Annotated in this window: 17 protein-coding genes; 13 read left to right on the top strand and 4 right to left on the bottom strand. The window is 66.8% G+C overall.

Annotated features, from left to right (window positions below):
• Positions 1-116 precede the first annotated feature (116 nt).
• Entirely contained in the window at positions 117-461 is a 345-nt protein-coding gene (locus Q7C30_RS12815; protein ID WP_029615012.1) for an HPF/RaiA family ribosome-associated protein, read from the bottom strand.
• 258 nt (positions 462-719) lie between these two features.
• Between Q7C30_RS12815 and Q7C30_RS12810 the strand changes: the two genes are divergently transcribed.
• From Q7C30_RS12810 to Q7C30_RS12785, 6 genes are all read left to right on the top strand, one after another.
• Complete coding sequence (locus Q7C30_RS12810; RefSeq protein WP_295487369.1) at positions 720-1,025, top strand: DUF3649 domain-containing protein; 306 nt, start codon at positions 720-722, stop codon at positions 1,023-1,025.
• The gene (locus Q7C30_RS12805) at positions 1,022-2,590 is read left to right on the top strand and encodes a PepSY-associated TM helix domain-containing protein (RefSeq protein WP_317871693.1); all 1,569 of its coding nucleotides are present in this window, start codon (positions 1,022-1,024) and stop codon (positions 2,588-2,590) included. The genes Q7C30_RS12810 and Q7C30_RS12805 overlap by 4 nt, the downstream gene beginning before the upstream one ends.
• Positions 2,590-2,916: a DUF3325 domain-containing protein gene (locus tag Q7C30_RS12800; protein ID WP_295487375.1), complete on the top strand. Its 327-nt coding sequence runs from the start codon at positions 2,590-2,592 to the stop codon at positions 2,914-2,916. The genes Q7C30_RS12805 and Q7C30_RS12800 overlap by 1 nt, the downstream gene beginning before the upstream one ends.
• On the top strand, positions 2,913-3,470 hold the full coding sequence (locus tag Q7C30_RS12795; RefSeq protein WP_029615014.1) for a sigma-70 family RNA polymerase sigma factor: 558 nt from the start codon (positions 2,913-2,915) through the stop codon (positions 3,468-3,470). Before Q7C30_RS12800 ends, Q7C30_RS12795 begins: the two co-directional genes overlap by 4 nt.
• Entirely contained in the window at positions 3,467-4,444 is a 978-nt protein-coding gene (locus Q7C30_RS12790; RefSeq protein WP_317871692.1) for a FecR domain-containing protein, read from the top strand. Before Q7C30_RS12795 ends, Q7C30_RS12790 begins: the two co-directional genes overlap by 4 nt.
• A gap of 130 nt (positions 4,445-4,574) precedes the next feature.
• Positions 4,575-6,968: a TonB-dependent receptor gene (locus Q7C30_RS12785; protein ID WP_317871691.1), complete on the top strand. Its 2,394-nt coding sequence runs from the start codon at positions 4,575-4,577 to the stop codon at positions 6,966-6,968.
• A 21-nt stretch (positions 6,969-6,989) separates the two neighbouring features.
• Here the strand turns inward: Q7C30_RS12785 and Q7C30_RS12780 are convergent, their stop codons facing one another.
• Positions 6,990-7,862 carry an AraC family transcriptional regulator gene (locus Q7C30_RS12780; protein ID WP_317871690.1) on the bottom strand — a complete coding sequence of 291 codons (873 nt, stop codon included), beginning with the start codon at positions 7,860-7,862 and terminating at the stop codon, positions 6,990-6,992.
• Positions 7,863-8,034: 172 nt separating this feature from the next.
• Between Q7C30_RS12780 and Q7C30_RS12775 the strand changes: the two genes are divergently transcribed.
• The 4 genes from Q7C30_RS12775 to Q7C30_RS12760 all read left to right on the top strand — a co-directional run bounded on the left by Q7C30_RS12775 (position 8,035) and on the right by Q7C30_RS12760 (position 11,879).
• The gene (locus Q7C30_RS12775; RefSeq protein ID WP_317871689.1) at positions 8,035-8,940 is read left to right on the top strand and encodes a DMT family transporter; all 906 of its coding nucleotides are present in this window, start codon (positions 8,035-8,037) and stop codon (positions 8,938-8,940) included.
• An 85-nt stretch (positions 8,941-9,025) separates the two neighbouring features.
• The gene (locus Q7C30_RS12770; protein WP_317871688.1) at positions 9,026-10,537 is read left to right on the top strand and encodes a glucosyltransferase domain-containing protein; all 1,512 of its coding nucleotides are present in this window, start codon (positions 9,026-9,028) and stop codon (positions 10,535-10,537) included.
• A complete protein-coding gene (locus Q7C30_RS12765) occupies positions 10,534-10,920 on the top strand; it encodes a GtrA family protein (protein ID WP_317871687.1) in 387 nt (128 codons plus the stop codon). Before Q7C30_RS12770 ends, Q7C30_RS12765 begins: the two co-directional genes overlap by 4 nt.
• Positions 10,917-11,879, top strand: coding sequence for a glycosyltransferase family 2 protein (locus Q7C30_RS12760; RefSeq protein WP_039579988.1), 963 nt, complete (start codon positions 10,917-10,919; stop codon positions 11,877-11,879). The genes Q7C30_RS12765 and Q7C30_RS12760 overlap by 4 nt, the downstream gene beginning before the upstream one ends.
• A 15-nt stretch (positions 11,880-11,894) precedes the next feature.
• On the opposite strand, the gene Q7C30_RS12755 is transcribed toward Q7C30_RS12760, so the two are convergent.
• Together Q7C30_RS12755 and Q7C30_RS12750 are read right to left on the bottom strand one after the other, a co-directional pair.
• Positions 11,895-12,869 carry a D-glycerate dehydrogenase gene (locus Q7C30_RS12755; protein WP_039579986.1) on the bottom strand — a complete coding sequence of 325 codons (975 nt, stop codon included), beginning with the start codon at positions 12,867-12,869 and terminating at the stop codon, positions 11,895-11,897.
• Positions 12,870-12,935: 66 nt separating this feature from the next.
• Positions 12,936-13,868 carry a LysR family transcriptional regulator gene (locus Q7C30_RS12750; RefSeq protein WP_039579983.1) on the bottom strand — a complete coding sequence of 311 codons (933 nt, stop codon included), beginning with the start codon at positions 13,866-13,868 and terminating at the stop codon, positions 12,936-12,938.
• 179 nt (positions 13,869-14,047) lie between these two features.
• On the opposite strand from Q7C30_RS12750, the gene Q7C30_RS12745 reads away from it, so the two are divergent.
• Genes Q7C30_RS12745 through Q7C30_RS12735 form a run of 3 tightly spaced genes read left to right on the top strand, consistent with a single transcriptional unit; the run spans position 14,048 to position 17,863 of the window.
• Complete coding sequence (locus tag Q7C30_RS12745; RefSeq protein ID WP_317871686.1) at positions 14,048-15,517, top strand: efflux transporter outer membrane subunit; 1,470 nt, start codon at positions 14,048-14,050, stop codon at positions 15,515-15,517.
• Positions 15,514-17,673: an FUSC family protein gene (locus Q7C30_RS12740; protein WP_039579969.1), complete on the top strand. Its 2,160-nt coding sequence runs from the start codon at positions 15,514-15,516 to the stop codon at positions 17,671-17,673. Before Q7C30_RS12745 ends, Q7C30_RS12740 begins: the two co-directional genes overlap by 4 nt.
• Positions 17,663-17,863, top strand: coding sequence for a DUF1656 domain-containing protein (locus Q7C30_RS12735; RefSeq protein ID WP_029614886.1), 201 nt, complete (start codon positions 17,663-17,665; stop codon positions 17,861-17,863). The genes Q7C30_RS12740 and Q7C30_RS12735 overlap by 11 nt, the downstream gene beginning before the upstream one ends.
• Positions 17,864-17,868 lie beyond the last annotated feature (5 nt).

Genomic DNA, 17,868 nt, shown 5'->3' with positions numbered 1-17,868 from the left:
AGGGCAGATGGTTCAGCGCCGTCGCTGATGTGAGCCCGCATCAGGGCGCCCTGCATGCCCTGAAGGCCACACACGAAAACGCCCGGTGCAGTGCACCGGGCGTTTTCAGTGAACCCTCATTCTTCTTCGACGGGCTGCAACACGCTGCGCTTGCTGCGCAGCTTGCCGAACAGATGTTCCAGGGCATTGTTCAGCTTGTTCGCCGCGCCTTCGATCGCATGGTCCAGCGAATCGGCGGTGTGGCTGACGGAAATCGGTTGATGGCCTTTTGGCCGCGCCTCCATTTGGCAGCGTTTGTCTTGCGGACCGGCCTTGTCGCCGTTCTCGTCACGCAAGTGGACCTCGATGCGGGTGAGGTCATCCTCGTAGCGCTGCAGCGTGCTTTCCAGCGTGCTGCGGACCCATTCGTTCAGACGGCTGCTGCTGTCGATATGGTTGCTGCTGTTGACCTGGATTTGCATGATTCAATCCTTATTCAGCTTGCTCGCGTGGAGGCGTGCTCAGGCCCTTGAGGCCCCTGGAAATGCTTCGCCTCTTGACTCTAAAGTCAGGCAAGCGCCAGGGGATTTCAACCCCTGGCTGAAAATAAATGTTCTGTTGCATTCGCACCCACGCTGCGACGGGCGAGTCTCTGGAAGCGGACCTTCTCGAAGCTTTGCTTATGAGAATTGAAATCATTACTATTGCACGTCTTCATCTTCGCTTCGGACCGCCGCACTATGAAAAGCCAAGCCGCCGGCCTGCCTTTGCGCTATCGCCTGGCCGTCACCTCGCGCAGCCTCGCCGCCTTGTTCGGCGGTTATCTGCTGGCTTCGGCGGTGAGTGTCTGCACCAGCCTGCTGATGCCGGGTGCCCAGGTCGATGCGGCGCTGACCGGGATGATGCTGTCGTTCGTGTTCTACGTGCTCGCCTTCCTCTGGTGCTTCGCTTGCCGTAGCGCGCTGCGCGCCTGGCTGGGCGTGCTGCTGCCGGCATTGGTGCTGGGCGCGGTCGGTGTCTTGGCCTGGTGGGTGAAGCAGCCATGAAGGAAGGCTTCCGTCAGGCCATGGCCTGGTTGCACACCTGGACCGGGCTGATCTTCGGCTGGCTGCTGTTCGCCATCTTCCTCACCGGCACGCTGTCGTACTTCAAGGAAGAGATCACCCACTGGACCAAGCCGGAGATCCAGAGCCATCCGTTGAACCGGGCCGCGAGCCTCGATCTGGCCCAGCGCTACCTGCAAGCCCATGCCGCCCAGTCCAGCACCTGGTTCATTCGCCTGCCCAGCGAGCGCGAGGCGGCCTTGAGCGTTGGCTATCGCGAGCCCGAGCATTCGGGGCGGCGCGGTTTCAACGGTCAGGAACTGGATGCTGCCAGCGGCCAGCCGGTCGAAGGTCGCGACAGTCGGGGAGGCGAATTCTTCTATCGCTTCCATTTCCAGTTGGAGATGCCACACCCCTGGGGCCGTTGGTTGTCGACGTTCTGCGCCTTCATCATGCTGCTGGGGCTGGTGACCGGCATCATCACCCACAAGAAAATCTTCAAGGAATTCTTCACCTTCCGACCCGGCAAGGGCCAGCGCTCGTGGTTGGACGGCCACAACGCCATCGGCGTGCTGGTGCTGCCGTTTCACCTGATGATCAGCTACAGCAGCCTGGTGATCTTCATGTACATGGTGATGCCTGCCGGGATTCTCGCCAGTTATGGCGACACCAACAGTTACTTCAACGACTTGTTCGGGCGCGACGAAAGCATCGAACGCGTCGGCGTTGCCCCGCAGGTGCCGCTCTCGACCCTGTATCACAAGGTGCTGGAGCAAGCGCCGGGCGCACAGATCAATCTGATTCGTGTGGAGAATCCGGGCGATGCCAGCGCGCGGGTGACCCTCAGTCGCGCCTCGGCCGACAGCGTCGCCTACAGGCGCAGCGCCAACTGGACCTTCAACGGCGCCGACGGCGCGCTGCTGTCGCAGGGCGCGGCGGAAAGCGCGGCGATGATGACCTCCTTCACCTTCGTCGGCCTGCACATGGGCAATTTCGCTGGCCCTTGGCTGCGCTGGCTGTATTTCGTGTTCGGCGTCGCCGGCACGGCGGTCATCGGCACGGGCTTGGTGATGTGGCTGGGCAAGCGCCAGCTCAAGCACGCCAAGCGCGAGCGTCAGCCGCCCGAACTGCGCCTGGTCGAGGTGCTCAACATCGCCAGCATGGCCGGGCTGCTGCTTGGCGTGGCCGCGTTCTTCTGGGCCAATCGGCTGGTGCCGGTGGCGCTGGAAGGCCGCGCCGAGTGGGAGATCAGGGCCTTCTTCGTGGCTTGGGGACTGTCGCTGGTGCATGCCACGCTGCGTCCCGGCCGGCGTGCCTGGGGCGAGCAGTTGGCCCTGGGCGCGGCGGCGTTCGGCCTGCTGCCGCTGCTCAACGGCCTCACCACCAGCCAGGGCCTGAACCATTCGATCGCCGTGGGCGATTGGGCCATGGCCGGCTTCGACCTCACCGCCCTGGGCACTGGGCTGTTCCTGGCCTGGGCGGGGGCGAAGATGTTGCGCGCGCCCAAGCCCGTGGCCAAGCGCGCGGGCCGTGACAAGGCTGCCGGTCCCACTCTGGAAGCGAACTGATGCTGAGCGTTGCCCTGTTCAACTTCGCGGCGCTGGTCGCCCTGTGCCTGGCCATGGACAAGCACTTCACCGAGTTGCTCGCACGCAAGCCACGCGCGGTGGAATTGCGGGTCTTGCGCGTGGGCGGCGCGACGCTGTTGCTGCTGGCGCTGCTGTTGGCCGTGCACGTGCGCGGGCTGGCGTTGGGGCTGGTGGAGTGGACGGCGCTGCTGATGGCCGGCCTGACCCTGTGGGTGTTCGGCCTGCCCTACCTGCCGCGCGTGCTGCTGGGCCTGGCGGGCGCCAGCCTGGTGCTGGCGCCGCTGCTGGCGGTGTTCGCCGCGTGAGCGAGCCGGAACTCGACGAGGCCGGTGGTCGGGCGCGCTTCGTTCAGGTGTTCCTGGCCCAGCGTGGGCGCATGGAGGCCTTGGTCAGTCGACGCGTGGGCTGTCGCGCCACGGCTTCGGACCTGGTCCAGGAACTGTTCCTGCGCTTCTGGCGCCGACCCACGGTCAAGGTCGAAGCGTTGGACACCTACCTGCTGCGCTGCGCGGGTAACCTGGCCATCGACCACTTGCGCAGCGAAGGCAGTCGCGGGCGGGTGGCCGAGGGGCTTTATCTGGACGATGAAGAGCCGTCGGCCCAGGCGCCCGAGCAGGCGCTGGAGGTCGATCACGACCTGCGCCGAATCGAACAGGCCCTGCGCGATCTGCCCGAGCGCACCCGGCAGATTTTCCTGCTCAACCGTATTCACGGCTGCAAGTACGGCGAGATCGCCAAGGCCATGCAGCTGTCCCAGAGCGCGGTGGAAAAGCATATGATGCGCGCCCTCGAAGCGTGCAAGGCGAGTGTCGCCGAGCCCGCCACCGCAACGCGCAGGCCAGGGAGCGAGCGCCGATGAGTCCGTCCGAGCCGATCACCGCCGAGCAGTCGCGCATGGCCCTGGGCTGGCTGAGCCGTATCAACGAGCAGCCAGCCGCCGCCGACGGCGCGGCGTTCAAACGCTGGTTGCTGGCGCACCCGGCGCACCGTGACGCCTACGCCGAGGCCCAGGCACTGTGGCACCAGAGCGAGGGCCCGGCGCTGCGCCTGGCCGAAGAGGAGCAGGCGCAACTGCAGCAGTATCTCCAGGCCATGCGCCCGTCATCGGCGCGTCGGCGCTGGCGGGGAGCCGCGCTGGCGACGGCGGCCTGCCTGGTGCTGGCGCTGGGCAGCCTGGCCGGCTGGCAGCCGCAGTTCTGGCTGCAGGATCTGCGCGCCGATTACCGCAGCGCGGCGCAGGTGCGGCAGGTCACGCTCAGCGACGGTTCGCGCCTGACCTTGGATGCCGGCAGCGCCGTGGCCCTGGACTTCGCCGCCGGCCAGCGCCGTGTGCGCCTGTTGCGCGGTGCGGCGTTCTTCGAGGTGACCCACACCGGCGCGCCATTCCTGGTGCAGGCCGCTGGCGGCGAAGTACGGGTGCTGGGCACGCAGTTCGAGGTGCGCGAGCGCGGCGACAGCGCCGAGGTCACCGTGCGCAGCGGACGCGTGGCGGTGACGCCGGCGCCGGGCGCGACACCGCGCGAACTGGTCGCCAATCAGCAACTGCGTTATGCCGAGGGTCACGCCGGAGAAATGCAGACGGTGGACAGCGACAGCCGGCTGGCGTGGCGTCAGGGCTGGCTGAACTACTACCAAGTGCCGTTGGCGCAGGTGGTCGACGACCTGCAGCGCTATTACCCAGGACGCCTGCTGCTGCTCGACGACGCGTTGGCGCAGCGCCCGGTCAGCGGCAGTTTCCCGGTACAGGAGCCGTTGCAGGCCCTGGCGTCACTGGGCAAGGTGCTGGGTTTCACGCCGCAGACCTTCTTGGGCCGGGTGACGATCATTCGCTGAGTGCAGCAGGCCCGGGGCGCCGTCGAAAAATATTTTCAAAAGCGGGTGAGGTGGAACGGGCTCGCATCCGTGTAGTGAGTGAAAGTGCGATTCATTCGCAACCAACCCGTTTCCTCACAGGTCTGCGTCCATGAAGTTCACCCCGCGTTGCGTCCCTCTCTGGTTCGGTCTTTGCGCCTCGTCCCTGCTGACGCAGGCGCCACTGGCCCGTGCGGCCGAGCAGGTCCAGCTGTTCACCTTCGCCCAGCCCGCCCAGCCTCTGGCCCAGGCACTGGCGGCGTTCAGCCAGACCACCGGGCAGAGCGTGGTGTACACCCTGGCGCTGTCCGGCCAGCAGGCACCGGCGCTGAACGGCGCCTTGAGCGCCGAACAGGCCTTGCAGCAGTTGCTCGGCCAGTCGGGTTTGATCTGGCGTCGTCTCGACGCCCGCACCTTCACCCTGGAGGCGATGGATACCGCTGGCGCCGTCAGCCTGCAAGCCACCAACGTCACCTCGCAGTTGGACAACTTCAGTTACCAGCCGCCGGCCAGCGCCTCGATCATGCGCGGCCAGGGCCCGAACCTGGAGATCCCCCACGCGATCAACGTGGTGTCTGCCCAGGTGCTGCGCGACCAGGCCCCGCGCAACCTCGACGACGCGTTGGCCAACGTCAGCGGCATCACGCAGGGCAACAACTTCGGCGGCACCGCCGACACGGTGATGAAGCGCGGCTTCGGCGACAACCGCGACGGCTCGATCATGCGCGACGGCATGCCGCTGGTGCAGGGCCGCAGCCTCAACGCCACCACCGAGCGGGTCGAAGTGCTCAAAGGCCCGGCCTCGCTGCTCTACGGCATCCAGGATCCGGGTGGGGTGATCAACGTGGTCAGCAAGCGCCCACAGATGCAGCAGTACAACGCCTTGACCGTGCGCGGCTCCAGCTACGGCAGTGGCAAGAACGGCAGTGGCGGCAGCTTCGACAGTACCGGCGCGCTGGGCGACAGCAACCTGGCCTATCGCCTGATCGTCGACCACGAGGACGAAGACTACTGGCGCAATTTCGGCGTGCACCGCGAGTCGCTGGTGGCGCCGTCGCTGGCCTGGTACGGCGAAGACACCCAGGTGACTTTCGCCTACGAGCACCGCGAGTTCCTCTCGCCATTCGACCGTGGCACGGCGATCAGCAACCGCACCAACCACCCGCTGGACATCCCGGCCACGCGTCGCCTGGACGAGAAGTTCAACGACATGGAAGGGCGCTCGGACCTGTATCGCCTGGAAGTCGACCATCAGTTGGCCGACGACTGGAAAGTGCACATGGGTTACAGCTTCAACCGCGAAACCTACGATGCCAGCCAGGTGCGGGTGACCGGCGTCAACGATGCCCTTGGCACCTTGAACCGCAGTATCGACGGCACCCATGGCGCCATGAGTCGCGACCAGTTCGCCACCTTGAGCCTGACCGGCAACGTGCAACTGGCCGGCATGCAGCACGACCTGCTGCTGGGCATGGACCACGAAGACCGCAAGGTCTACCGCGCCGACCTGATCCGCCAGGCCAGCCGTTCGAGGTTCAGCTACCTGAACCCGATCTATGGTCGTGAGCCGGAAGGCACGACCGTGCGCGCCAGTGACAGCGACCAGACCGACAAGCTGCGCACCGACTCGCTGTTCGCCCAGGACGCCGTGCACCTGGACGATCACTGGATCGCCGTGGCTGGCGTGCGCCTGCAGCAGTACGACCAACTCGCCGGACGCGGACGCCCCTTCAACGCCAATACCGATACCCGCGACCACGCCTGGACTCCGCATGCCGGGCTGGTCTACAAGGTCGACGAGCAGTTGTCGTTCTATGGCAGCTACAGCGAGTCGTTCAAGCCCAATTCCAGCATTGCGCCGTTGACCGGTGGGCGCGTGCTCGATGCCTCCATCGCGCCGGAGCAGGGCAAGGCCTGGGAGCTGGGCGCCAAGCTCGATATTCCGGGTCAGATCACCGGCACCCTGGCGCTGTTCGACATCACCAAGCGCAACGTGCTGGTGGCCAACCTCGATCCACGCTCGGGCGAAACCCTCTACAGCAACGCCGGCGAGGTCAATTCGCGCGGCGTCGAACTCGACCTGAGTGGCCAGCTCAGCGAGCGCTGGAGCCTGATCGGCAGCTACGCCTTCACCGACGCCGAGGTCACCAAGGATCCGGCGCTCAAGGGCAATCGCCTGCAGAACGTGGCGCGCCACAGCGGCTCGCTGTCGGCGGTGTACGACTACGGCAGCCTGTTCGGCGGCGACCGCCTGCGCCTGGGCGCCGGTGCGCGCTACGTGGGCGAGCGTGCCGGCAACCCGAGCAACGACTTCGACCTGCCGGCCTACACCGTGGCCGACGCCTTCGCCAGCTACGAAACCCAGTTGGACGCGCACAAGGTGCGCCTGCAACTGAACGTGAAGAACCTGTTCGACAAGGTCTACTACAGCTCGGCGGTGAACCGTTACTTCGTCGCCCTCGGCGATGCACGGCAGGTCAGTCTGTCGAGCACCTTGGAGTTCTGACGCCCCGCTGAGCGCGCAGGCTCAGGCAAACGCGGCGCGATACGCTCCAGGCGTAGCGCCGAGGGCCTGGCGGAAGCGGTTGCTGAAGTGACTGGCGCTGGCGAAGCCGCACAGCAGCGCCACCTGCCCCAGCGGCAGGTCGCCCTGGCGCAGCAGGCGGCACGCCAGCTCCAGGCGCCGCGCCAGCAAGTACTGGTGCGGTGGCAGGCCGAAGCTTTCGCGGAACATCCGCGCGAAGTGATATTCGGAGAGGTTGCAACGCTGCGCCAGATCCGCCAGGGCCAGCGGCTGGTCGAGATGCGCCTCGATGTAGTCGGTCAGGTGCCTGCGCTGGTGCGGCGCCAGCCCGCCTTTGAGCCGCAGGCCCTGGCGCAGGCCGACCTGGCCGAGCACGGCGTGGTCGACGATGGCATGCGCCAGACTGCTGGCCAGCAGGCGCTCGCCCGGCTCGTCCCAGCCCAGGTCGATCAATTGACGAAAGCGCAAGGCTTGCTGCGGCTCGTCGATGAAGATCGCTTCGTGCAACTGCATCTGCCGCGGCTCGCGGTCCAGCAGGCGCAGGCAACCGAGGGCGAAGCGTTCTTCGCTGATGTACAGGTGGGCCAGGCGGATGCTGCCGTCGATCACCCAGTTGGACTCATGGCCGGCCGGCATGATGCACAGCTTGCCCGGCGCGCCTTTGTCGGCGGGGCGCTGGCGGCGATAGGTGCCCGTGCCGTCGGCGATGTAGCACGACAGCGTGTGGTGGCTCGGCGCCTGATAGTCGCGGGTGTCGTCCCGGTTGTTCCACAAGGCCACGGCCAGCCCCTCGCCGAGCTGCGCGCTGGACTCCAGGCGCGCCCGCGGCGAGCTGTGCAGGGCATTGAACACGTGCAGTTGATGAAGTGGCGGCATCGGCGGGTTCCTCATGACTCGCATCCTACTGCGCGGCGGGCGCGTTGCGCAGAGGGCGCAGCGCAAAAGCGCAAGTTTGTGCAAGCGCGGTGGCGCCAGCCGGTGAAGACTGCGGCGGTCGAGGTCGGGCCGCGCACGCCCAGCCGTCACTTCTCGCGCAAGGATCCACGCCATGAACCTGTCCCTGTACCTGCTCACCGTCCTGATCTGGGGCACCACCTGGATCGCCCTGAAGCTGCAATTGGGCGTTGTGGCCATCCCGGTCTCGATCGTCTACCGCTTCGCGCTGGCCGGGTTGATCCTGTTCGCCGTCCTGCTGCTGACCCGCCGCCTGCAACCGATGGGGCGGCGGGGGCACCTGATCTGTCTGGCCCAGGGCCTGTGCCTGTTCTGCGTCAACTTCATGTGTTTTCTCACCGCCAGCCAATGGATCGCCAGTGGGCTGATCGCCGTGGTGTTCTCCACGGCGACCTTGTGGAACGCCCTGAACGCGCGGCTGTTCTTCGGCCAGCGCATCGCCGCCAATGTGCTCGGCGGCGGTGCGCTGGGGCTGCTCGGCCTGGGGCTGCTGTTCTGGCCTGAACTGTCGGACCATACCGCCAGTACCGAAACCCTGGTCGGCCTGGCATTGGCGTTGTTCGGCACCTTGTGTTTCTCGGCGGGCAACCTGCTCTCCAGCCTGCAGCAGAAGGCGGGCCTGCGGCCGATGACCACCAACGCCTGGGGCATGGTCTACGGTGCGACTCTGCTGGGCCTGTACTGCCTGGTCAGCGGCGTGCCGTTCAGCGTGGAATGGAACGCGCGCTATATCGGCTCGCTGCTGTACCTGGTGATTCCCGGCTCGGTGATTGCCTTCACCGCCTACCTCACCCTGGTCGGGCGCCTGGGGCCGGAGCGTGCGGCATACTGCACCGTGCTGTTCCCGCTGGTGGCGCTGAACGTCTCGGCCTTCGCCGAAGGTTACCAGTGGACGCCACCGGCGCTGCTGGGCCTGGTGGCGGTGATGGCCGGCAATGTGCTGGTGTTTCGCAAGCCACGACCGATCAAGGCGCCAGGCGCGGCATTGGCGATGAAGTGACGGGCGTGCCTGGCGGGGTTGCAGCAGACGCCAGCGCGGGAGTGTCTACACTTGGCCCACTCCCCCAGATCCCGCCAGGTAGGTCATGCAGTCAGTCTCGTCATGGAATCGCCCGCTCACCCTGCGCCAGGCGCAGTTGATCTGCCTGTGCGCGCTGGCGTTGCATGTGTTGCCGCTGATCCTCGCCGACGCGATGTACCTCGACGATGTCTGGCGGGCGCAGACCGCCATCGGTCATTGGAGCGGCGAGGGCCGTCTGCTGACCCAGTGGCTGCACGCCGGGCTGAGCTTTGCCGGTGGTGCCATCAACCTGTTTCCTCTGCCATTGCTCTTGGCCTTGCCCGTGGCGGCCTACGCGCTGGCACGACTGGCCGTGCACTATTTCGTCGAGCCGCGACCCAGCGATCTGCTGGTGGTGCTGCCGCTGTGGTACAGCCCGTTCTTTTTGCAGAACCTGTCGTACCAGTACGACGGCCCGGCCATGGCGCTGGGGATGTCGGCGATGATCCTGGCCATTACCGTCGGGCCGCGCCGCCTGCTGGCTGGCGCGGCGCTCATCGCCTGCGGCCTGGGTTTTTATCAGGTGACGCTGAACCTGTTCGTCGGCCTGTGCTGCATCGAGGCGGTACGCGGGCTGCTGCGTGGCGATGAACTGACGAGGGTGCTCGGGGCAGCGGGGCGGCGGTTGCTTCAGGCGCTGTCGGGCGGGGTGCTGTACTTGCTGCTGGCGTTGCCGTGGATGTCCGGGCAGCGCCTGGCGTTGCTGGCGTTCGATTCGGCATGGCCCGGCGAAGTGCTGCGGCGGCTGGGCGTGGTGTTCGAGCATGTCGCGCTGCTGTTCACGCCCGGCAACCTGATCCTGGCTATCGGGCTTGGGCTGCTGGCGCTGATCGGCGTATTGCGCTCGGTTCCGGCGCTACGCGGCGTGTACGGAGTGGGCGGGTTGCTGGTGCGGGGCATCGGCCTGTTGCTGGTGCTGCTGGTACTGTTGAGCATGACCTCGGGGATCATGCTGATCTTCGCCTACTTCATTCATGGTGCACGCACCTTGATGGGCTTTGCCTGCGTGCTGGTACTGCTGCTTTACCTCGCTCGGCGCGGTCTGGGCGAGGCCTCGCCCCACCGCGCCCTTATCCTCGGCCTGCCGCTGTTATCGATGCTGTCGCTGGCCTATGCCTATGGCCGCGTGCTGGAGGCGCAGAAAGCGCAGACGGCGGCCATCGCCCAGTACATCGGCCAGGACATCCTCAGCCACCCCGAGCTGGACAAGGCGCGGGCCTTCTATCTGCTCGAGTCGAACCAGTCCGACGGTTGGCTGCCGGCCGCCTCTGGTGCGCTGGCGCGGGCGCCGCTGCTCGCGTTCATTCGCAGTTCCGATTTCGTCCTGCTGCCGGAGATGATGACGCAGGTCGGCATGGGCCAGTTCTACCTCAACAGCAGCGCCAACCAGAGCCCGCCACCGGCCTGGCAGGCCGACGCGCTGGCGGCTCGGGGCGGCACGCCGGTGGTCGACAACCGCTTCTATCGCATCTACCTGATCGACCAGCAGGGCTACGTGGTGACCAAGCCGCAGCGCCGCCCCTGGACACTGCCATGACCCTACCCGTGCATGGCCTGTGGCGGCAGATGCGTCGCTATGCCCTGGTCGGGGTAGGCAACACCTTGACCCACTGGGCAGTGTTCTTAGGCCTATACCTGCTGCTGGGCCTGCGCCAGGCCACCAGCAACCTGCTGGCCTTCCTGACCGCCGCAAGCCTGTCGTACTACGTCAACGCCCGCTACACCTTCGCCGCACGCCCCAGCAAGCGCCGCTACCTGCTCTTCATGTCCGGCATGGGCGCCTTGAGCCTGGCCCTGGGCGCGATTTCCGACTGGGCGCAATTGTCGCCGTGGTTGACGCTGTCGAGCTTTTCCGCGCTGAGCCTGGTGTTGGGCTACAGCTTTTCACGCCGTGTGGTCTTCAGAGGAAGGACGCCATGAACATCACCTTGATCGTGCCGGTGTACAACGAGCAGGACACCCTCGAGCACTTCTACCGCACCGTGCGCGCCGAGCCGTCGCTGCAAGGCATGACGGTGGAGATCCTGTTCGTCAATGACGGCAGCAGCGACGACACCGAAGCCCTGTGCGCGGAACTGGCGCTGCGCGACGAGTGGGTGACGGTGATCAACTTCTCGCGCAACTTCGGCAAGGAGTCGGCGCTGTTCGCCGGGCTGGAGTACGCCGATGGCGATGCCATGGTGCCGATCGACGTGGACCTGCAAGACCCCATCGAGCTGATCGCGCAGATGGTCGAGCGCTGGCGCCAGGGCGCCGACGTGGTCCTGGCCAAGCGCCGCAGCCGCAACGCCGACACCCCACTCAAACGCTGGACCGCGCGCCTGTACTACCGGCTGCACAACCGCATCGCGTCTACCCATATCGAGGAGAACGTCGGCGACTTCCGCCTGCTCGACCGCAAGGTGGTCGCGGCGATCCGCCAGTTGCCGGAGCAGCAGTTGTTCATGAAGGGCGTGCTGTCGTGGGTGGGCTTTCGCACCGAGATCATCGAGTACGACCGCCCGCCACGGGTGGCGGGGGAGAGTAAGTTCGGCCTGTGGCGGCTGTGGAACCTGGCGCTGGACGGCATCACCTCGTTCAGCACGGTGCCGCTGCGCTTGTGGACTTACATCGGCGCTGCGGTGTCGCTGTTCGCGCTGTTCTTCGCCGTGTACCTGATCGTGCAGAAGGTGCTGTGGGGCGTGGACCTGCCAGGCTATCCGTCGCTGCTGTCGGCGATCCTGTTCCTCGGCGGGGTGCAACTGATCGGTATCGGCATCCTGGGCGAGTACGTGGGGCGCATCTACCAGGAGACCAAGCACCGTCCGCGCTACGTGGTGCGCAAGGTGCAGGGGCGGCGGCGGCAGCCGCGCGCCCCGGTGACGACGCCGTCCGTGTAGCCGGCGCCGATCGCCTCAGCCCTTCCACACCTGCGGATTGACCAGATCGCGCGGCCGCTCGCCGAGCAGCGCCGCCCGCAGGTTGTCGAGGGCGCGGTTGGCCATGGCCTCGCGGGTTTCGGCGGTGGCCGATCCTACGTGAGGCAGGGTCAGGGCGTTGGGCAGCGTGAACAGCGGCGAGTCGGCCAGCGGCTCTTTCTCGTACACGTCCAGTCCGGCGCCGCGAATCGTACCGGCTTGCAGCGCTTCGATCAGCGCTGCCTCGTCCACCACCGGGCCTCGGGCGATGTTGATCAGGAACGCGCTGGGCTTCATCAGTTTCAGTTCGCGGGCGCCGATCAGCTTGCGCGTAGCGTCGGACAGCGGCACCACGATGCAGACGAAATCGGCTTCGCCCAACAACTGCTCCAGGCTGCGGTATTGCGCGCCCAGTTCCTGCTCCAGCGCCGGCTTGCGGCTGTTGCCGGCGTACAGCACCGACATGCCGAAGCCGAGCCGTCCACGTCGGGCGATGGCCGCGCCGATGTTGCCCAGGCCGACGATGCCCAGGGTCTTGCCGTGCACGTCGCTGCCGAACTGCGCCGGTCCGACGCTGGCCTGCCAGTGCCCGGCCTTGGTCCAGGCATCGAGCTCGGCGGTGCGCCGGGCGCAGCCCATGATCAGTGAAAAGCCCAGGTCGGCGGTGCTTTCGGTGAGCACGTCGGGGGTATTGGTCAGGGCGATGCCGCGTTCGTTGAAGTAGTCCAGGTCGTAGTTGTCGTAGCCCACCGAGACGCTGGACACCACCTCGAGCTTGCCCGCGCCTTCGAGCTGCGCGCGGCCCAGCTTGCGGCCGACGCCGATCAGCCCGTGGGCCTCGGGCAGCGCCTCGTTGAACTGGGCGCTGATGTCGCCGAGCTTGGGGTTGGGCAGGATCACGTTGAAATCCTGCTGCAGGCGCTCGGCCATGGCCGGCGTGATACGGCTGAAAGCCAGGACGGTCTTTTTCATGGGCTACTCCTTGGGAAGCGCTACACGCTACGCGTTTACGGCGGCGAGAAAAGCGCCAGCCGCTTTCTAAAGGTGGGTCTTGAGGTCGGCCTCATGCGCGGCGAGGATCTCCGGCAGCGAATTGCGCAGGTACTCCACCCAGGTCTTGATCTTCGCGTCCAGGTACTGGCGCGAGGGGTAGATGGCGTAGAGGTTCAGCTCCTGCAGGCGGTACTCGGGCATCACCCGCACCAGGCTGCCGTCGCGCAGGCCGTCGATGGCTGAATAGATGGGCAGCACGCCTACGCCCATGCCGCTGCGGATCGCAGTCTTCATGGCGTCGGCGGAATTGACCTGGAACGGCGAGCTGGTGACGTTCACCACCTCTTGTCCTTCGGGGCCGTTGAACAGCCACTTCTCCAGGGCAATGACCGGGCTGACCATGCGCAGGCATTGGTGCTTGAGCAGTTCGGCGGGCTTTTGCGCGCTGCCGTGGCGGGCCACGTAGTCCGGCGAGGCGCAGACGATGCTGTAGGTGATGCCCAGGCGCTGGGAGACGAAACCCGAGTCGGGCAGCTCGGTGGCCAGCACGATGGAGACGTCATAGCCCTCGTCGAGCAGGTCCGGCACGCGGTTGGCCATGGTCAGGTCGAAGGTGACGTCCGGGTGGGTTTCGCGGTAGCGGGCGATGGCATCGACCACGAAGTGCTGACCGACGCCGGTCATCGAATGCACTTTCAATTGCCCGGCCGGACGGGCATGGGCGTCGCTGGCCTCGGCCTCGGCTTCTTCGACGAAGGTGAGGATCTGTTCGCAGCGCATCAGGTAGCGCTTGCCGGCCTCGGTCAAGGCGATGCGGCGGGTGGTGCGGTTGAGCAGGCGGGTTTGCAGATGGGCTTCCAGGTTGGAGACCGCCCGCGACACGTTCGCGGTGGTGGTGTCCAATTGCCCGGCAGCGGCGGTGAAGCTGCCGAGCTGGGCGACGCAACTGAAAGCACGCATGTTTTGCAGGGTGTCCATGGGTCACTCTCGATTTAGAGGGCGAAATTGTGACATGCCGCGACAAAAAAGCACGTGCGACCAAAGCCGGATTATCGCTGTTTCGGTAACAAAGATTCGCAGGAATACGTGCTTATCGCCAATGAAACCCGCCCCTAGAATTGCCCGGCCCACCACCTCATCCTCGGGAAATCGCCGCAGTGCCGCGTCGCCACCTCGGAGCGTTTCGAACGCTCAGTGCCTGTGCCCTCAGTCTGACCTTGAGCGGCTGCATCGCCACCTTGGGCATCGCCCCGCAAAGCCACACCCTGCAACCCAATGAACTGAGCATCGACCACGCCATCGACGCGGCCGCACAGGACGCCGCCTGGCCAGCCCAGCAGTGGTGGCGAGCCTACCGCGATCCGCAACTGGACCGCTGGATCGAACTGGCCCTGGCCGGCAGTCCGACCCTGGCCATGGCCGCCGCCCGTGTGCGTCAGGCCCGGTCCATGGCGGGCGTAGTCGAATCGCGCGAGCAGCTTCAGGGCGATGGCGCGCTCACCCTCAAGCGCCACAACTGGCCGGACGATCAGTTCTATGGCCCCGGCGCGCTGTCCGGCGCCAACACCTGGGACAACGATGCCCACCTCGGCCTGCGCTACGCCCTGGACCTGTGGGGCGCCGAGCGCAACGCCAGCGAGCAGGCCGTGGACCAGGCCCACGTGCGCGTCGCCGAAGCCCGGCAGGCGGCCCTGGAGCTGCAGAACAATGTGGTGCGTGCCTACATCGACCTGAGCCTGCAGTTCGCCCGGCGCGACATCGTCGCCGCCGAGCTGGCCCAGCAGCAGCAGATTCTCGACCTGGCCCAGCGTCGCCTGGCCGCCGGTATCGGTACCCACCTGGACGTGAGCCAGGCCGAGGCGCCGCTGCCGGAAACCCATCGCCAACTCGACGGCCTCGACGAGGCCATCGCACTGAGTCGCAACCAACTGGCGGCGCTGGCCGGCAAAGGGCCGGGGGAGGGCGCCCGCCTGGCGCGGCCGAGCCTGTCGCTGGCCGCGCCGCTGGCCCTGCCGTCGGCGTTGCCCGCCGAGCTGATCGGCCAGCGCCCGGATGTGGTCGCCAGCCGCTGGCAGGTGCAAGCCCAGGCCCGGGGTATCGATGTGGCCCACGCCGCGTTCTTCCCCAATGTCGACCTGGTCGGCGGTCTGGGCTTCATGGCCACTGGCGGTGGCCCGCTGGCGTTTCTCAGCGGCCGCAAGTTCAGCTATAACGTGGGCCCTGCCATCAGCCTGCCGATCTTCGACGGCGGCCGCCTGCGCGCGCAGTTGGGCGCGGCCTCGGCCGAGTACGACCTGGCAGTGGCGCACTACAACGCCACGGTGATCGACGCCTTGAAAGCGGTGTCCGATCGACTGATCCGCCGCGAGTCGTTGCAGCAGCAGGCGCGTTTTGCCACCGAGTCGGTCGCCGCCGCGCAGAAGACCTACGACATGGCCACCCTGGCGTTCCAGCGCGGGCTCACCGACTACCTCGACGTGCTCAATGCCCAGACCCTGCTGTTTCGCCAGCAGCAGGTGCAGCAGCAGGTGCAGGCCGCGCGCCTGAGCGTGCATGCCGACCTGGTCACCGCGCTGGGTGGCGGGCTGGGCGCCGGCGCTGATGTGCCGTCGGAGCCGCCGCGATGAGGGACTGGCTGGCGCGCCTTGAGTGGCGCCGCGGTTTCTTCGCCTGGGCGCGCACCGACGGCGTCACCTGGATCTACATCTTCAAAGTGCTGGCCGCCGCCTTCCTGACCCTCTGGCTGGCCATGCGTCTGGAATTGCCGCAGCCGCGCACGGCGATGATCACGGTGTTCATCGTCATGCAGCCGCAGAGCGGTCATGTGTTCGCCAAGAGCTTCTACCGCCTGCTTGGCACCCTGGCCGGCTCGGCGATGATGGTCACGCTGATCGCGCTGTTCCCGCAGAACACCGAGCTGTTCCTGCCCAGCCTGGCGCTGTGGGTGGGCCTGTGCTCGGCCGGGGCCATGCGCTATCGCACCTTTCGCGCCTATGGGTTCGTGCTGGCCGGCTACACCGCCGCGATGATCGGCTTGCCGGTGCTGCAGCACCCGGACCAGGCGTTCATGGCGGCGGTGTGGCGCCTGCTGGAGATTTCCCTGGGCATCCTCGTCTCCACCCTGGTCAGTGCCGCGATCCTGCCGCAATCGGCCAGCGCGGCCATGCGCCACGCGCTCTACCAGCGCTTCGGCGTGTACGCCGGGGTGATGGTCGAAGCCTTGCGCGGCCACAGCGAGCGCGCCCAGCTCGAGACCCGCAACGTGCGCTTCATCGCCGAAGCCGTGGGGTTGGAAAGCCTGCGCAACGTCACCGCCTTCGAAGACCCGCACATGCGCCGCCGCTCCGGCCGGCTGATGCGCATGAACAGCGAGTTCATGGCCATCACCACCCGTTTCAACGCGCTGCACCGGCTGCTGGAGCGGCTGCGGGCGCGCGGGCCTGCGCAGATCGTCGTGGCCATCGAACCAGGCGTGCAGACCCTGGTGGCGTTGCTCGAACCCTACGTGAACCGCTACCTGACCGACCCTGACGCCCTGCGCCTGACCCTGGAACTGGCCGCCTACAAGGACGGCCTGCAAACCCAGGTGCGCAGCCTGCGCGCTGCCTACCTGGAGACGTCACCCAGCGAAGCCGACCTGCTGGATTTCCACACCACCTACGAGCTGCTCTATCGCCTGATCGACGAGCTCTACAGCTACGCCCAGACCCACGCGTCGCTGGCGGCGCACAACCACGAGCGCGAACGCTGGGACGAGCCCTACGTGGCCCAGACCAGTTGGCTGGTGTCGCTGGCCGCCGGGGTGCGCGGCGCTGCCGTGCTGTTGCTGCTGGGCAGCTATTGGCTGCTCAGCGACTGGCCCAGCGGCGCCATGATGACCTTGGTCGCCACGGTCACCGCTGGGCTCTCGGCGGCCTCGCCCAACCCGCGGCGGATGGCGTTCCAGATGGCCTGCGGCACCTTGCTCGGAGCCTTCATCGGCTTCTTCGAAACCTTCTTCGTATTCCCCTGGATCGACGGCTTCACCCTGCTGTGCCTGGTGCTGGCGCCGGTGTTCGCGCTCGGTGCGTTTCTCGCCTCGCGCCCGGCCTATGCCGGCTACGGGGTGGGCCTGCTGGTGTTCTTCTCGATCGGCTCGGTGCCGAACAACCTCACGGTCTACGACCCGTACAGCTTCATCAACGACTACCTGGGCATGGTCATCGGCATGCTGGTGTGCGCTGCGGCCGGGGCCATCATCCTGCCGCCGAACAGCCGCTGGCTGTGGAGCCGCTTGCAGCAGGCGCTGCGCGAGCAGGTGCTGTTCGCCATCGGCGGGCGCCTGCGCGGCCTGGGGTCGGCGTTCGAGAGCCGCACCCGCGACCTGCTGCACCAGGCCTACGGTCTGGCCGCTGGCAAGCCGCAGGTGCAGGCCGAACTGATGGACTGGATGTTCGTGGTGTCGGAGGTCGGCCACGCCATCATCGAGTTGCGCAAGGAGCAGGCCAACGCCCCGGTGCACCCGGCCTACGCCGAGTCGCAGGCGTGGCGCCAGGCGATCCGGGTGATGGGCCGGGCCTTGGCGCGGCTGTTCCTGCAACCCAGTGCCGCCAACCACGAGCGTGCGCTGGTGGCCGTGGATCACGCCATCAGCCGCGTGCAGGCCACCGACGAACCGTTCGCCCGGCACTTCGACACCTCGGTGCTGCGCCGCGCCCAGAGTTACCTGCACTTCATCCGCAGCTCCCTGCTCGACCCCCAGTCACCCCTGGCCCCGGCCAAAGGATTGCACCATGCCCCGTGAGATCGCCTTCCATGGCGTGTACCTGCCCACCATGACCTTGATGTTCTTGCTCGCTGCGGGCCTGGCCTGGGGCCTGGACCGCTTCATCGCCAGCCATGACGGTTACCGTTTTTTCTGGCACCCGGCGCTGCTGCGCCTGTCCCTGTTCGTCTGCCTGTTCGGCGTGATGGCGCTGTCGGTCTACTGGTGAGAATG

The sequence above is a fragment of the Pseudomonas sp. RAC1 genome, from assembly GCF_030658255.1.
In the GTDB taxonomy this organism is placed as follows: Bacteria; Pseudomonadota; Gammaproteobacteria; order Pseudomonadales; family Pseudomonadaceae; genus Aquipseudomonas; species Aquipseudomonas boreofloridensis.
Note: the sequence above shows the minus strand (reverse complement) of the source record. Positions and strands in the feature narration are given on the sequence as shown.

What these genes read in the sequence shown, in the direction of transcription:
- Q7C30_RS12760 (WP_039579988.1), top strand. Translation starts at nt 10,917, where the DNA reads ATGAACATCACCTTGATCGTGCCGGTGTACAACGAGCAGGACACCCTC.
- Q7C30_RS12805 (WP_317871693.1), top strand. Translation starts at nt 1,022, where the DNA reads ATGAAGGAAGGCTTCCGTCAGGCCATGGCCTGGTTGCACACCTGGACC.
- Q7C30_RS12800 (WP_295487375.1), top strand. Translation starts at nt 2,590, where the DNA reads ATGCTGAGCGTTGCCCTGTTCAACTTCGCGGCGCTGGTCGCCCTGTGC.
- Q7C30_RS12735 (WP_029614886.1), top strand. Translation starts at nt 17,663, where the DNA reads ATGCCCCGTGAGATCGCCTTCCATGGCGTGTACCTGCCCACCATGACC.
- Q7C30_RS12815 (WP_029615012.1), bottom strand. Translation starts at nt 461, where the DNA reads ATGCAAATCCAGGTCAACAGCAGCAACCATATCGACAGCAGCAGCCGT.
- Q7C30_RS12770 (WP_317871688.1), top strand. Translation starts at nt 9,026, where the DNA reads ATGCAGTCAGTCTCGTCATGGAATCGCCCGCTCACCCTGCGCCAGGCG.
- Q7C30_RS12780 (WP_317871690.1), bottom strand. Translation starts at nt 7,862, where the DNA reads ATGCCGCCACTTCATCAACTGCACGTGTTCAATGCCCTGCACAGCTCG.
- Q7C30_RS12755 (WP_039579986.1), bottom strand. Translation starts at nt 12,869, where the DNA reads ATGAAAAAGACCGTCCTGGCTTTCAGCCGTATCACGCCGGCCATGGCC.
- Q7C30_RS12790 (WP_317871692.1), top strand. Translation starts at nt 3,467, where the DNA reads ATGAGTCCGTCCGAGCCGATCACCGCCGAGCAGTCGCGCATGGCCCTG.
- Q7C30_RS12750 (WP_039579983.1), bottom strand. Translation starts at nt 13,868, where the DNA reads ATGGACACCCTGCAAAACATGCGTGCTTTCAGTTGCGTCGCCCAGCTC.
- Q7C30_RS12785 (WP_317871691.1), top strand. Translation starts at nt 4,575, where the DNA reads ATGAAGTTCACCCCGCGTTGCGTCCCTCTCTGGTTCGGTCTTTGCGCC.
- Q7C30_RS12810 (WP_295487369.1), top strand. Translation starts at nt 720, where the DNA reads ATGAAAAGCCAAGCCGCCGGCCTGCCTTTGCGCTATCGCCTGGCCGTC.
- Q7C30_RS12740 (WP_039579969.1), top strand. Translation starts at nt 15,514, where the DNA reads ATGAGGGACTGGCTGGCGCGCCTTGAGTGGCGCCGCGGTTTCTTCGCC.
- Q7C30_RS12765 (WP_317871687.1), top strand. Translation starts at nt 10,534, where the DNA reads ATGACCCTACCCGTGCATGGCCTGTGGCGGCAGATGCGTCGCTATGCC.
- Q7C30_RS12775 (WP_317871689.1), top strand. Translation starts at nt 8,035, where the DNA reads ATGAACCTGTCCCTGTACCTGCTCACCGTCCTGATCTGGGGCACCACC.